Here is a 12,316-nt window from a genome sequence, read left to right on the forward strand (position 1 = left end):
CGATTCCCGCCGATTTCCCTCCCTTGGCGGCTACCAGCGTCCTCAACAGGACGTTTTTGCTTCCTTTGATGTAGATCGCGTCGTCTGCGACCTCGACGTGTTGGGCGAAGGCCCGGACGTGTTCCCGCCGATAGCCGCCCTTTCCAAGCCGCAGTCGGGTGCGTGCTTCGCTCGCCAGTTCCCGCACGGCTGCCCCGGTGAGGCGCTGGTGGGTAGAGCTTGCGAGCATGGCTTCGATCCGCGTGGCATCGGCCCGCGCCTGATCCCGAAGCGCCGTGAGGCCCGCGATGCGCTCGCCAAGGGAAGACTCGGCCGGGTCGAGCGAACCGGCTTCAATGGCATCGTAGAGGCGCTTGAGGCGGTTGTCGGCCTCGGCCGCGCGATGGTTCAACTCGGCAATATGCTGGCTGCGCCGCTCGACGCCTTCCTGCCGGCGATCCAGAAGCGAGGCGAGAACGTCTTCGATCCGCTCGGGGTCGAGAAGCCTTTCCTCGATATGCGTCACCACCATGCGGTCGAGCTTATCCATCGGGATCGCGCGGCCCTTGCAGCCTGTGTCGCCCTGCCGTGCCCGAATCGAGCAAGCATAGTAGCGATACCGGCCGTTCTTGCCGGTGCGCAGCGTCATTGCGCCTCCGCAATTGCCGCAATGGCAGATGCCGGTCAGCAGGTTCGGGCCGCTGACGACGCGCGGCGGCGTCACCTTCGGATTGTTGACCTTCAAGCGATTCTGCACGGCCTCGAATATCTCAAGGTCGATCAGCGGCGGCACGGCGACGGTGACGATTTCCTCCTCCGGCTTCACCACGCCCTTATTGGAGCGGCGATTGAAGCGATGCTCGCCGATATAGGTGCGCCGGGTCAGGACACGGTGAAGCTGGCCGATGCCCCAACGCCCGCCGTTGCGGGTAAACATGCGGTGCTTGTTCAGGTGATTGACGATGTTCTTGACGCCCATGGGGCCGGACGTGCCGTCGCCTTCCGATGCAAGGCGGAAAATCAGCCGCACGGTGTCGGCATGGAGCGGGTCGATCTCCAGCTTCTTCTTCATCTTCGCGCCGCGCTGCTCGGCATCGACGACACGGTAGCCGATGGGCGGCAGGGAGCCGTTCCAGAAGCCTTGCCGGGCGTTCTCCTTCAAGGCGCGCATGACGTGCTTGCCGTTCTCCTTCGACTGGTATTCGTCGAACAGCGCCATGATCTGCCGCATCATGACGTGCATGGGGTCGTCGCCCATCTCCTGCGTGATGGACACCAGCTTGACGCCGTTCTTGGCGAGCTTCCTGACGTTGAACTCCAGCTCGAAGTGATCGCGGAAGAACCGGCTGAACGAATGGACCACGACGACATCGAAGGGCGCGGGCTTGGACGTGCCGGCCTCGATCATCCGTTGGAACTCGGGGCGGCGGTCATTGGTGGCCGAAGCGCCGGCTTCCACGAAGGTTTCGACAAGCTGGTAGCCGCGCGAGACACAATAAGCCTCGCCCTGCTTGCGCTGGTCGGGGATCGACACGTCATGCTCGGCCTGCCGCGTGGTGGAAACGCGCAGGTAGAGCGCGGCGCGCAGCGCAACATGGGGACTTTGCATATTCATGACCGGACTCCTTCCGCCGTGCGACGTTCTATCAGCGGCAATTCCAGCTCCACGCGGTCATGCAGCACCTTAGGGACGAGCTTCTGGCCCTCGCCGGGGTCCATACGGATCAGGCCGTAGCTCGCCATCTTCTTGAGGGTTCGGGACAGGTTAGGCTTCGCCCGTCCCGTGATCCGCGACAGTTCCTCCAGCGAACCGGGTGACTGCTCGTCGATGACGCGCAGCAACTCGCGGTTCCCGCTCGAAAGGAGCTGCGCGAAGGATTCCATGGATGTGAACCACACCTTCGGATCGTCGGGTGCGGGCTTTTCCTCGCCTTTGGCGATCCGCATGGTGCGCGCCTTCATCTCGTCGTAGTCGGCAATCCCGACTTTCAATGTGGTCATGTTACGCCTCGTTCCTTCAACACCGCGTCCGCCGCCTGCCAGAAGTCGGCCAGCAGCGTGGCCGCATCCTCGTAGGCGTAGGGCTTCACGGTCTGGAGGCGATGCCGGTGGTCCATCGGCTCGCCCCGCCTTCCTCGGCCGACCGGATGGGCGTTATCGAATCCGACCAACCGTTCGCCCGAAGGCCCGTGAAGCGTGAGCGAATAATCGAGGCCGTGCGGCTTTTCCGGCGAGGCCGGAACGCGGGTGACGACGAACTTCACCCAATGGCCGCCCTCGGGATCGACAACGAGCACCTGTCCGTCGAGGTCCAGAAGCGTGTCGAGGCTCGGGTCACGATCCTCGCTCATGGCTTAGTGTTATCATCGGAGGATAACCGTTGCAAGTCCTGATTGCCAGGATCGTCGATTGGGCCGAACAGTCGGTCGAGCACGTCACCGAAATACCGCTCGAAGATTTGCAGTTCTTCCTCGGTGATCGGCACCTTCTCGGGCCAGTCGTCGAAGACAGGCAACGACACCACATCGACGATGCGAAGCGGCGACCTGCGGCGCTCCCGGCCGTCCGGCGTAGGTTCGTCGGCATAGTCGAAAAGATCGTCGGGAAGTGTCTCGGGGACCGGCTGTCGCGGTCGCCCTTTGCGGGCGCGACGGCGCTCTGCACACATGGAATCCTCCTTGGTTCTGGTGGATTCCGGGGCGCTGTAGGCCCCGGAATTGGGCGAACCATGGAGGGCAGTCGGCGGGCTGTAGCGTGCCGCATTTGCGTCTATGCGCTGGCGGCACCCCTGCCGGGATGGGACTCAGTTGGCGGCTCGCCGTGCCTTGGCGAAGCCGCGATCCGTGGCGATGAACCGCTCCAGCATGGGCACGATGAGCCTGACGGGATCGGCGACGGGCTGGCCGCTCTCGCGGGCCAGCACCTCGGCATAGGCGGTCAGATCGCGGTGAAGCGGCGCGGGTAGCTCCACCGTCACCTTCACGGGCTTGTCGTCGGGAAGCGGGCCGAGTTTCAGCTTGGTCATGGTCAACCTCCTGCCGGCTCAAATACAAGGTCGCGGGTGACGATGATCCTGACCGGGAAGCCGGGCCGGATGGTGAGAGTCGGCGCAACCTGCAACTGGCGCTGCACGATCTGCTGGCCCGCCTGATTGACGGTATCCTGCGCCCCGTCGCGGATAGCTCGAACAAGCCGGTCCTCGTCGCTGGTCGCCAGCTCCGTGCCGACTGCGAGCAGCGTGGACAGCCCTGCGGCCTTCATCAGATCCCACCAATGGTAATCAACCCCGTCTTCCAGCCCGGCATAGCCGCTGGCGTCCGCGCCCGGCAGGCGCTCAAGGACGATGGAACGGCCACCGGGCAGGATCAGGCGATTCCACACCAAGAGCACCCTGCGCTGGCCGAAGGTCACGCCGTCATCGTATTGACCGATGATGCGCGTCCCTTGCGGGATCAGGAGCAGGCTGCCGGTCGGGCTGTCATAGACGTTCTCGGTCACTTGCGCCGTGATCTGGCCCGGCAGGTCCGAGCGGATGCCGGTGATGAGCGCGGCGGGGATCACGGCCCCGGCCTGAAGGATGTAGGGCGATGCCGGCGGCGCGACGCGATCCGGCGCGATGGTCTGCCGGTCCACGGGTCCGTTGAGGAAAGCCGCGTGCCGGTCTTGCGTCGCGGGCTGTCCGCCGAGGCCGAGTCCTGCAAGGCCGGGCATGGACGTTCCTGCCGGCGCTCCCGTGCGTGGGCCGGACTGGAAAAACACGTTGCTCAAGCGCGCGGCTTCTTCCTCGGCGCGGCGGCGTTCTTCTTCGGGATCGACGGCGGGCGTCGTCATGACGGGCGGCGCGACCGGCTGTCCCCTGTTCTGCGCGTCGAGGATCGGACGGCCGAGGTCGCCGGGCAGCGCCGGGCCGAGCACCGGCCCCGTATAGTCGCGCGGCAAGCCGGACAGGCCGTCCGCCGTTGGGCGGTTCTCGGTCGAATAGAGTTCTTCGCCTCCCGGCCCTGCATCGCGGATCTGGAGCGCGTAGATCAGTGCGCCGCCGATGCCGAGCAAGGCGACCGCGCCGACGCCTGCCAGCATCTTGCGAGACAGGCGGGTGACGCGCGGCGGTTCGGCGCGCAGGCGCATGGGCGCGATGGTGTCGCTGATGGTGTTGTCGGTCATGACGGGGAGCCTCCGGTCGCGCTGGCGGGCTGTGCGGCAGCGGCCTGCGTCGGGTTGATGCGAACGATCCTGACGACCTGCTGGCGGTTGCCGTTGCCAAGGCGCAGCTCGGCCGCGCCGAACAGGCGGTCCACGATCAGGACGTTCTGGTGGACTCGGCTGTTGACGATCTGCGGTTCGCCATTCGTGCCGAGCACGAAAATCGGCGGCATTTCGCCCTGCACGATCCCGGCCGGGAAGACGACATAGACGCGCCGGCCATCGTCGAACACGGAAGCCGGCCGCCATGGCGGGTTGTCGCCCTGCACGTGCAATGCATAGCGGTAGTTCCGCGCAGCCTCGGCCGGGATGATCGGTGCGGCTGGAACGGTGTGACGCTGGCCGGCAGGCGGTGCGGGATAGGCCCATGCGACGGCCGGCATGTAGAGTGATTCCCGCGCGCGCAACTCGATCATGTAGGTGCGCCGGTCGGTGGTGACGACAAGGTTGGTGGAAATGTCAGGTCGCGTCGGTTTCACGAGGATATGGACGCGGCGGTTCGCACCGCTGCCGCTCTCGGTGTCGCCTATGATCCAGCGGGCGGTGTCGCCGGCCGCAATCGGCCCCGCGCCTGTCAGGCTCTCGCCCGGCTCCAGCGCAATGGTCGTGATCTGCCCGACTGCGGCATAGACCTGATAGAGCGCGCCTTCCGACCACGGATAAATCTGGATTGCATTGTAGTAGCCTTCCCGGCGCGGCTCGACGCGGGCGGCTGCATTGGCGTTCTCGACGCGGCCGGCCGGCGTCCCTGCGGCGGTTCCTCCACGCGCGACGGTCCATGCAGGGGGCACACGCAAAGGCCGGGGCGTGTTATCGGTTGCCGCCGCCTGCACGGTTGGCAGCGGGGGTACGCTGGCGTCATAGCTGAATTGCGGCGTCCGGTTGGTGGCGCAGCCTGCGAGCATGGTGGCAGAAAGCAGCACGGCCGCGATTGTGGGGGTGCGGGTGATCGTCCTCATTGGCTCATCTCCCGCGACCACGAAATTGCGTTGACGTAGATGCCGAGCGGATTGGCGCGCAGCCGTTCGGCATCGCGCGGCGGCTGGATGGCGATGGTCAGGATCGCGGTCCATCGTTCCGTGCTGGAAAGCTGGCCGTTCTCGAAATGGCGTTCGGTCCACGCGACGCGGAAGCTGTTGGGGGACGCCCGGATGACGCTAGACACCTCGACGGCGACCTGTTGACGGCCGACCTTGGCGAAAGGATCATTGGCGCGGGCGTAGTCGTTGAGCGCCGCCGCCCCGCGATCCGTGGTCCATTCGTAGGCGCGAAGCCAGTTCTGGCGGACAATGATCGCGTCGGCCGGGATCGCGCGGACCTGCTCGATGAATCGGCCGAGATGGAAAGCGATCTGCGGGTCGGTCGGGCGATAATCGGCGGCGGCCGGCGCGACGGTCTGCGCCTGTCCAAGATTGTCCACCTGCACCACCCACGGCACCACGGTCCCGCGCGCGGATTGCCAGACCAGCGCCGAGGCGAAGCCGGCCGACAGGATCAGGGAACCGAAGGCCATATAACGCCAGTTCCTCGCCTGCACGCGGGCCGAGCCGATACGCTCGTCCCATGCCTGCGCGGCCTTCTGATAGGGCGTCTCGGGTTCCGGCGATTTGCCGTAGTGGGTTGCTGGTCGTTTGAAGATGCTCATGAGCGGTCACTTTCGGAAAGGTTGATGGAGGAACCGGAGCCGTGGCTGTCGCCGGAGCGCACCGCATGGGCGGCCATGGTCGTGCCGTGGTTCATGGCCTGCGAGCGCCGCATCCGTTGCGCCCATGCGGGCGGGCTGCCGGCCGGGCCGGATGCTGCTGCGGTGGGATCGGCGCTCGCGCCGCCGACCGTGCCTGCGGTGGATGAGCCGCCGGTCACACCGAAGGCGGCGCGTGCGCCACCGGAAAAGCTGGACTTGACGCTCTCGGTGGCTTTCGAGACGGCGCGCTTCAAGGGAGAGACGGCGGCCGAGCCTGCGGCGCGGGCAACACCACCAAGGCCGGAAGCAACACCGACCGCGCCGGACTGGCCGAGCGCGCCGACGCTATAGGCTGCGGTTGCCGCGCCCGCGGCGGTCGCACCGCCGCGGACGGCCGCGGCCCCACCGGAGAGGGCGGCAGCACCGCCCTTGGCCGCAAGCATAGCCCCGCCGCCAGCGGCGACACCTGCACCTGCGACCGCAAGGCCGGTTCCCACGGCCGCGCCCGCGCCGAGCTGCGGGCCGCCAGAGACGATGCCGTTGGCGATGCCGGGGCCGAAGATGCCGAGGCCGAGCAGCGACAGGGCTGCCAGCACAATCGCCATGGCGTCGTCGATGGTCGGGGTTGCCCCGCCGAAACCGGCCGTGAATTGCGAAAATAAGGTGCTGCCGATGCCGATGATGACGGCGAGCACCAAGACCTTGATGCCGGACGACACCACATTGCCCAAGACCTTCTCGGCCATGAAGGCGGTCTTGCCGAACAGGCCGAAGGGGATCAGGACGAAGCCGGCGAGCGTGGTCAGCTTGAACTCGATCAGCGTCACGAAAAGCTGGATGGCGAGGATGAAGAAGGCCAGCACCACCAGCGCCCATGCAAACAGCAGGCACGCGATCTGGATGAAGTTCTCGAAGAAGCTGATCCAGCCCATCAGGTCGGAAATGGAATCGAGAAGCGGACGGCCGGCGTCGAGGCCGGTCTGCGCCACGCGGCCCGGCCGCATCAGATCGGTGACGGAAAAGCCGGTGCCCGAGGCCATGAGGCCGAGGCCGGCGAAACTCTCGAAGACGATGCGGGCGAGGTTGTTCCAATTGCCGATGATGTAGGCGAAGACGCCGATGAACAGCGTCTTTTTGACCAGCCGCGCGATAATGTCGTCATCCGCGCCCCATGCCCAAAAGAGCGCGGCGAGCGTCACGTCGATGACGATCAGCGTTGTGGCGATGAAGGCGACCTCGCCGCCGAGCAGCCCAAAACCACTGTCGATGTAGGAGGTGAAGACTCCGAGGAAATTGTCGATGACGCCCGTGTTGCCCATGGTCAGCGCGCCTCGCTGCGGTCACGGCCGAGGAAGCGGTCGCGGGATTCAGCCCAAGCGGCGAGGCAGTCGGCATCGCTTGCGGCGGCCTCGCCGAGCTGCTGGCAACGGCGCAGGCTGGCGCGCAGGGGATCGGGCGGCGGCTGGAGGGCCGAGGCCGGGAGCGGCGCGGAAGGTTCATCCTTCCGCGCCATGTCGATTGCGGTCACTGTCAAGGCAATCGCAACGAACACCACGGCCCCGAGCCGGGCCAGCATCTTGCCGTCCATGGCGAGCCTCCCGGTCAGTTGTTGCCGTTGTTGAACATCTGCGCGTTGCCCGGCAGGTAGCCGGTGCCGGGTGTCAGGAACCGCTCGCGCTGGATGCGGCCCTGTTCAGCAGCGGTCGCGCGCTCGGCCTCGGTCAGCGCGTCGGCCCGGCCATTGGCCGAGATGACCGCGATCAGGTCGGAAAGCTGCTGCGACTGGAGGGCGAGAAGCTGGTTGCCGGCCTGCGTGGCTTGCAGCGCGCCGGTCGCGCCTTGGCTCTGGCCGACCAGCGCGGCCATTTCGGCGCGGTTGCTGTCGATATTGCCGACCGCTCCCGCCTGCACGCGCATGGCGTCCTGCAAGCTGCCGACCGTGTTCTCCCACCGGCTGCGCGCATCGGCGACAAGCTGGGCGTCGGTCGCCGAAAGCGAGACATTGCCATATTGCTTCTGGAACGCTTGGTCGATCTGGCCGACCTCGAAGGCGATGTTCTGTGCCTGCCCGAGAAGCTGCTGCGTGCGCTGGACGCTCTGCTGGAGCTGCTGGAGCGAGGAATATGGCAGGCTCGCCAGATTGCGGGCCTGATTGATGAGCATCTGCGCCTCGTTCTGGAGGCTCTGAATCTGGTTGTTGATCTGCTCCAGCGTGCGCGCGGCGGTAAGCAGGTTTTGCGCATAGTTGGTCGGGTCATAGACGATCCGGCCGAAGCCGAATTGTGCATGGGCCGGGCTTGCCAGCATGGGCGAAAGCGCGACGGGCATGGCGAGCGCCAGCGCGAGGGCCGAGGCCCCAACGATCTTGGGATAGGTCATGGAAGAATCTCCTGTGTGGGGTGGCTATCGAGCGGGGCCGGCGCGGCGGATTCCGGCCGGTCGGCAAGATTGGTGAGGTTCGGGATCAGGTCGGCCGCCCAATCGACGCCGCGCTCGCGCAGCCATGCGGCGAGGAAGCCGTCGCGGCCGCGTTCGGCGACGATCTGCGCAATGAGGGTCTGGTCGGATTTGGCGGATGCGGCGCAGAGGGCGAGGCCGACTTCGGACAGGCCAAGCTCGAACAGGCGATTGCCGCGCCGTGACTGGCAGTAATAATCCCGCTTGGGCGTGGCCCGTGCGAGGATTTCGATCTGCCTGTCATTGAGGCCGAAGCGGCGATAGATGGCCGTGATCTGCGGCTCGATGGCGCGCTCGTTCGGCAGCAAGAGTCGCGTCGGGCAGCTCTCGATAATCGCGGGCGCGATGTTGCTGCCGTCAATGTCGGACAGGCTTTGTGTGGCGAAGATGACGCTGGCGTTCTTCTTGCGCAGCGTTTTCAGCCACTCACGGAGCTGGCCGGCGAAACCCTCGTCGTCCAGGGCAAGCCAGCCTTCATCTATGATGAGCAGCGTGGGGCGGCCATCGAGCCGGTCGCCGATACGATGGAACAGATAAGCAAGCACGGCAGGGGCCGCGCCGGTCCCGACAAGGCCCTCGATCTCGAAGGCTTGCACGTCCGCCGATCCCAAATGCTCTGTCTCGGCGTCGAGCAGCCGGCCATAGGCACCGCCGACGCAGAACGGACGGAGCGCCTGTTTCAGATCGTTGGATTGCAACAGCACCGCAAGGCCGGTGATGGTCCGTTCCTCGACCGGCGCGGAAGCGAGCGAAGTCAGCGCCGTCCAAAGGTGTTCCTTGACCTCGGGCGTGATCGCCAGCCCCTCGCGCATGAGGATGGCCGCAATCCAGTCCGCCGCCCATGCGCGTTCATAGGTGTCGTGGATGCGGGCAAGTGGCTGGAGCGAAACGGACGCCTCATCTCCTTCCGTGAGGCCACCGCCCAAATCGTGCCAATCCCCGCCCATGGCGAGCGCGGCGGCGCGGATGCTGCCGCCGAAGTCGAAGGCGAAAACCTGCGATCCCGCATAGCGCCGGAACTGCAAGGCCATGAGCGCCAGCAGCACGGATTTGCCCGCGCCGGTCGGGCCAACGACAAGGGTGTGTCCTACGTCGCCGACATGGAGACTTAGCCGGAACGGGGTTGAGCCTTCAGTCTTTCCAAAGAGCAAAGGGGGTGCACCGAAATGCTCGTCCCGTTCCGGCCCCGCCCACACCGCTGAAAGCGGGATCATGTGGGCGAGATTCAAAGTGCTGATGGGCGGCTGGCGGACATTGGCGTAGGCGTGTCCGGGCAGACTGCCGAGCCATGCGTCAACCGCGTTGACGCTCTCGGGCATGACGGTGAAGTCACGGCCCTGAACGATCTTCTCGACCAGGCGCAGCTTCTCTTGCGCCACGCGCGGGTCGGCATCCCATACGGTGACGGTCGCCGTGACGTAGGCCATGCCCGCCACGTCTGCCCCAAGCTCCTGCAACGCCATGTCGGCGTCGAGCGCCTTGTTCGCCGCGTCGGTGTCCACAAGGGCGGACGCCTCGTTGGTCATCACCTCTTTCAAGATCGCCGCGATGCTCTTGCGCTTAGCGAACCATTGGCGACGGATGCGGGTCAGCAACCGGGTCGCATCGGTCTTGTCGAGCAGGATCGCGCGCGTGCCCCACCTGTAGGGGAACGGCAGCCGGTTCATCTCGTCGAGCAGGCCCGGCATCGTTGCGGTCGGGAATCCCACGATGGTCAGGACGCGCAGATGTGTGTCGCCAAGGCGCGGCTCCAGCCCGCCAGTCAACGGCTGGTCGGCGAGCAGCGCGTCGAGGTGCATCGGCACCTCGGGCACGCGCACGCGATGGCGGTTGGTTGAGATGGTGGAATGGAGGTAGGTCAGCGTTGCGCCGTCATCCATCCAACGGCACTCGGGCATGAAGCCGTCGAGCAGCGCCAGCACGCGGTCGGTGCGGTCGATGAAGCCGCGCATCAGCTCCCACGGGTCCACGCCGGTTTTCTCGCGGCCCTCATAGAGCCATGCCTCAGTGCGGGCGGCTTCCTCGGCCGGGGGCAGCCAGAGGAAGGTGAGGAAGTAGCCGGACACGAAATGCGCGTCCGCTTCCTCGAAACCAGCCTTCCGTTCCGCATCGACCAGCGCCGACGCGGCATCGGGAAAGCGACTATCGGGATAGGTCGCCGCCTCGCTGCGCTGTGCCTCGACGAAGATGCTCCAGCCGGAGCCGAGACGGCGCACGGCGTTGTTGATGCGGCCGGCGACGGCGACCAGCTCGGCCGCGACGGCGGAATCCAGATCGGGGCCGCGAAACTTCGCGGTCCTCTGAAAACTCCCATCCTTGTTCAAGACGACGCCGGAGCCGACCAGTGCCGCCCATGGCAGATAGTCGGCGAGTCGGGTGGCGGTGCTGCGGTATTCGGCAAGGTTCATCATCGACGCGCCTCCCTCACACCGCCAGATGGCCGGGGATGCGCAGATGCCGCCGCCCGACCTCGACAAAGAGGGGATCGCGCTTTGCCGCCCACACGGCCGCGAAATGACCGATGGCCCAGATGGCGATGCCGACCAGCCAGAGGCGCAGGCCGAGGCCCACGGCCCCGGCCAGCGTGCCGTTCAGAATCGCGATGGAGCGCGGTGCGCCGCCGAGCAAAATATGCTCGGTCAGCGCCCGATGGACCGGGACCGTGAACCCCGGCACCGCGTCGAGCTGTTCGAGGCCGCCCGCCATCAGATGAGCGCCCCGCCGCCGAACGAGAAGAACGACAGGAAGAAGCTCGACGCCGCGAAGGCGATGGACAGGCCGAACACGATCTGGATCAGCTTGCGAAAGCCGCCGCCCGTATCGCCGAAGGCCAAAGTCAGGCCGGTCACGATGATGATGATGACGGCGATGATCTTGGCGACCGGCCCTTCGATGGACTGGAGGATGCTTTGGAGCGGTGCTTCCCACGGCATCGACGAACCGGACGCATGGGCGGCCGGGGCGAGCATGAAGCTGATGACAAGGGTGGATGCGGCGGTCGCGGCGAAGCGATAGCCGCGCGAAATCGTGCGGATCATGAAGATTCTCCTGTGCTGGTGGGGATTGCCAAAGGGATGGGATGCGTGATGCGGTAGTCGCCGTCCGGTCCCAGCCCTTCGACGCGGGCGAGTTCGGCCAGCCGGCGCGCGGAACCGCGCCCGGAAAGGACGGCAACGAGGTCGATTGTCTCGGCGATCAGGGCGCGCGGGACGGTGACGACAGCCTCTTGGATGAGCTGTTCAAGGCGGCGCAGCGCGCCGATGCCGGTGCCTGCATGAATGGTGCCGATCCCGCCCGGATGGCCCGTGCCCCATGCTTTGAGCAGGTCGAGGGCTTCCGATCCGCGCACCTCGCCGATAGGGATGCGGTCGGGGCGCAGGCGCAGCGAGGACCGGACCAGATCGGAAAGCGTCGCCACGCCGTCTTTCGTCCGCATGGCGACAAGGTTGGGCGCGGCGCATTGCAGCTCGCGCGTGTCCTCGATGATGACGACGCGATCCGCCGTCTTCGCCACCTCGGCGAGCAGCGCATTGGTCAGCGTGGTTTTGCCGGTGCTGGTGCCGCCCGCTACCAAGATATTGGCGCGGGATGCGACGGCTTCGCGCAGCGTTTCCGCCTGATCGGTGGACATGATGCCCGCCGCCACATAGTCGTCGAGCGTGAACACCGCGACGGCGGGCTTGCGGATGGCGAAGGTCGGGGCAGCGACCACGGGCGGCAATAGCCCTTCAAACCGCTCCCCGCTCTCGGGCAGTTCGGCCGAGACGCGGGGGCTGCGGGCATGAACCTCCGCGCCGACATGATGCGCGACTAGCCGAACGATGCGTTCGCCATCGGCGGCGGACAGTCGCTCGCCCGTGTCGGAAAGCCCTTCGGATAGCCGGTCCACCCAAAGGCGACCATCCGGGTTCAGCATCACCTCGACGACGGCCGGGTCTTCGAGCAGCCGGGCAATGGCGGGGCCGAGCGCGGTGCGCAACATGCGCGCGCCGC

The 12,316-nt window shown here is 66.3% G+C and carries 14 protein-coding genes and 1 pseudogene; all 15 read right to left on the minus strand.

All coding sequences use genetic code 11. The features are described from left to right. Positions 1-553: 553 nt before the first annotated feature. Positions 554-1,594: pseudogene (locus tag JHW40_RS14740) on the minus strand (recombinase family protein); the annotation flags it as partial. Then, positions 1,591-1,980: an HVO_A0114 family putative DNA-binding protein gene (locus tag JHW40_RS14745; RefSeq protein ID WP_051231117.1), complete on the minus strand. Its 390-nt coding sequence runs from the start codon at positions 1,978-1,980 to the stop codon at positions 1,591-1,593. The pseudogene JHW40_RS14740 and the gene JHW40_RS14745, both read right to left, overlap by 4 nt. Beyond that, entirely contained in the window at positions 1,977-2,330 is a 354-nt protein-coding gene (locus JHW40_RS14750; RefSeq protein ID WP_029074223.1) for a toxin-antitoxin system TumE family protein, read from the minus strand. Before JHW40_RS14750 ends, JHW40_RS14745 begins: the two co-directional genes overlap by 4 nt. Then, a complete protein-coding gene (locus tag JHW40_RS14755) occupies positions 2,327-2,647 on the minus strand; it encodes a hypothetical protein (protein WP_029074222.1) in 321 nt (106 codons plus the stop codon). Before JHW40_RS14755 ends, JHW40_RS14750 begins: the two co-directional genes overlap by 4 nt. A 135-nt stretch (positions 2,648-2,782) precedes the next feature. After that, positions 2,783-3,004 carry a DUF2274 domain-containing protein gene (locus JHW40_RS14760; RefSeq protein WP_029074221.1) on the minus strand — a complete coding sequence of 74 codons (222 nt, stop codon included), beginning with the start codon at positions 3,002-3,004 and terminating at the stop codon, positions 2,783-2,785. 2 nt (positions 3,005-3,006) lie between these two features. Then, positions 3,007-4,143 (minus strand): TraB/TrbI/VirB10 family type IV secretion system protein, encoded by a 1,137-nt coding sequence (locus tag JHW40_RS14765; RefSeq protein WP_029074220.1) that lies wholly within the window; start codon positions 4,141-4,143, stop codon positions 3,007-3,009. Then, entirely contained in the window at positions 4,140-5,141 is a 1,002-nt protein-coding gene (gene trbG, locus JHW40_RS14770; protein WP_029074219.1) for a P-type conjugative transfer protein TrbG, read from the minus strand. The genes JHW40_RS14765 and trbG overlap by 4 nt, the downstream gene beginning before the upstream one ends. Continuing rightward, positions 5,138-5,827: a conjugal transfer protein TrbF gene (gene trbF / locus JHW40_RS14775; RefSeq protein ID WP_029074218.1), complete on the minus strand. Its 690-nt coding sequence runs from the start codon at positions 5,825-5,827 to the stop codon at positions 5,138-5,140. The genes trbG and trbF overlap by 4 nt, the downstream gene beginning before the upstream one ends. Continuing rightward, the gene (trbL, locus tag JHW40_RS14780) at positions 5,824-7,185 is read right to left on the minus strand and encodes a P-type conjugative transfer protein TrbL (RefSeq protein WP_029074217.1); all 1,362 of its coding nucleotides are present in this window, start codon (positions 7,183-7,185) and stop codon (positions 5,824-5,826) included. The genes trbF and trbL overlap by 4 nt, the downstream gene beginning before the upstream one ends. Positions 7,186-7,187: 2 nt before the next feature. Beyond that, the gene (trbK-alt, locus tag JHW40_RS14785) at positions 7,188-7,454 is read right to left on the minus strand and encodes a putative entry exclusion protein TrbK-alt (RefSeq protein ID WP_029074216.1); all 267 of its coding nucleotides are present in this window, start codon (positions 7,452-7,454) and stop codon (positions 7,188-7,190) included. A gap of 14 nt (positions 7,455-7,468) precedes the next feature. After that, complete coding sequence (trbJ, locus tag JHW40_RS14790; RefSeq protein ID WP_029074215.1) at positions 7,469-8,245, minus strand: P-type conjugative transfer protein TrbJ; 777 nt, start codon at positions 8,243-8,245, stop codon at positions 7,469-7,471. Continuing rightward, positions 8,242-10,734 carry a conjugal transfer protein TrbE gene (gene trbE / locus JHW40_RS14795; protein WP_029074214.1) on the minus strand — a complete coding sequence of 831 codons (2,493 nt, stop codon included), beginning with the start codon at positions 10,732-10,734 and terminating at the stop codon, positions 8,242-8,244. Before trbE ends, trbJ begins: the two co-directional genes overlap by 4 nt. 13 nt (positions 10,735-10,747) lie before the next feature. Beyond that, positions 10,748-11,029, minus strand: a complete 282-nt coding sequence (locus JHW40_RS14800) for a VirB3 family type IV secretion system protein (RefSeq protein ID WP_029074213.1) — start codon at positions 11,027-11,029, stop codon at positions 10,748-10,750. Then, on the minus strand, positions 11,029-11,361 hold the full coding sequence (locus JHW40_RS14805) for a TrbC/VirB2 family type IV secretion system protein (protein ID WP_029074212.1): 333 nt from the start codon (positions 11,359-11,361) through the stop codon (positions 11,029-11,031). The genes JHW40_RS14800 and JHW40_RS14805 overlap by 1 nt, the downstream gene beginning before the upstream one ends. Then, entirely contained in the window at positions 11,358-12,305 is a 948-nt protein-coding gene (trbB, locus tag JHW40_RS14810) for a P-type conjugative transfer ATPase TrbB (protein WP_462139497.1), read from the minus strand. The genes JHW40_RS14805 and trbB overlap by 4 nt, the downstream gene beginning before the upstream one ends. Between the last annotated feature and the right edge of the window lie 11 nt (positions 12,306-12,316).

The organism is Paracoccus alcaliphilus (assembly GCF_028553725.1).
Taxonomy (GTDB): Bacteria; Pseudomonadota; Alphaproteobacteria; order Rhodobacterales; family Rhodobacteraceae; genus Paracoccus; species Paracoccus alcaliphilus.

What these genes read in the sequence shown, in the direction of transcription:
- JHW40_RS14755 (WP_029074222.1), bottom strand. Translation starts at nt 2,647, where the DNA reads ATGTGTGCAGAGCGCCGTCGCGCCCGCAAAGGGCGACCGCGACAGCCG.
- JHW40_RS14750 (WP_029074223.1), bottom strand. Translation starts at nt 2,330, where the DNA reads ATGAGCGAGGATCGTGACCCGAGCCTCGACACGCTTCTGGACCTCGAC.
- JHW40_RS14805 (WP_029074212.1), bottom strand. Translation starts at nt 11,361, where the DNA reads ATGATCCGCACGATTTCGCGCGGCTATCGCTTCGCCGCGACCGCCGCA.
- trbG (WP_029074219.1), bottom strand. Translation starts at nt 5,141, where the DNA reads ATGAGGACGATCACCCGCACCCCCACAATCGCGGCCGTGCTGCTTTCT.
- JHW40_RS14800 (WP_029074213.1), bottom strand. Translation starts at nt 11,029, where the DNA reads ATGGCGGGCGGCCTCGAACAGCTCGACGCGGTGCCGGGGTTCACGGTC.
- JHW40_RS14765 (WP_029074220.1), bottom strand. Translation starts at nt 4,143, where the DNA reads ATGACCGACAACACCATCAGCGACACCATCGCGCCCATGCGCCTGCGC.
- JHW40_RS14745 (WP_051231117.1), bottom strand. Translation starts at nt 1,980, where the DNA reads ATGACCACATTGAAAGTCGGGATTGCCGACTACGACGAGATGAAGGCG.
- trbK-alt (WP_029074216.1), bottom strand. Translation starts at nt 7,454, where the DNA reads ATGGACGGCAAGATGCTGGCCCGGCTCGGGGCCGTGGTGTTCGTTGCG.
- trbB (WP_462139497.1), bottom strand. Translation starts at nt 12,305, where the DNA reads ATGTTGCGCACCGCGCTCGGCCCCGCCATTGCCCGGCTGCTCGAAGAC.
- trbF (WP_029074218.1), bottom strand. Translation starts at nt 5,827, where the DNA reads ATGAGCATCTTCAAACGACCAGCAACCCACTACGGCAAATCGCCGGAA.
- trbL (WP_029074217.1), bottom strand. Translation starts at nt 7,185, where the DNA reads ATGGGCAACACGGGCGTCATCGACAATTTCCTCGGAGTCTTCACCTCC.
- JHW40_RS14760 (WP_029074221.1), bottom strand. Translation starts at nt 3,004, where the DNA reads ATGACCAAGCTGAAACTCGGCCCGCTTCCCGACGACAAGCCCGTGAAG.
- trbE (WP_029074214.1), bottom strand. Translation starts at nt 10,734, where the DNA reads ATGATGAACCTTGCCGAATACCGCAGCACCGCCACCCGACTCGCCGAC.
- trbJ (WP_029074215.1), bottom strand. Translation starts at nt 8,245, where the DNA reads ATGACCTATCCCAAGATCGTTGGGGCCTCGGCCCTCGCGCTGGCGCTC.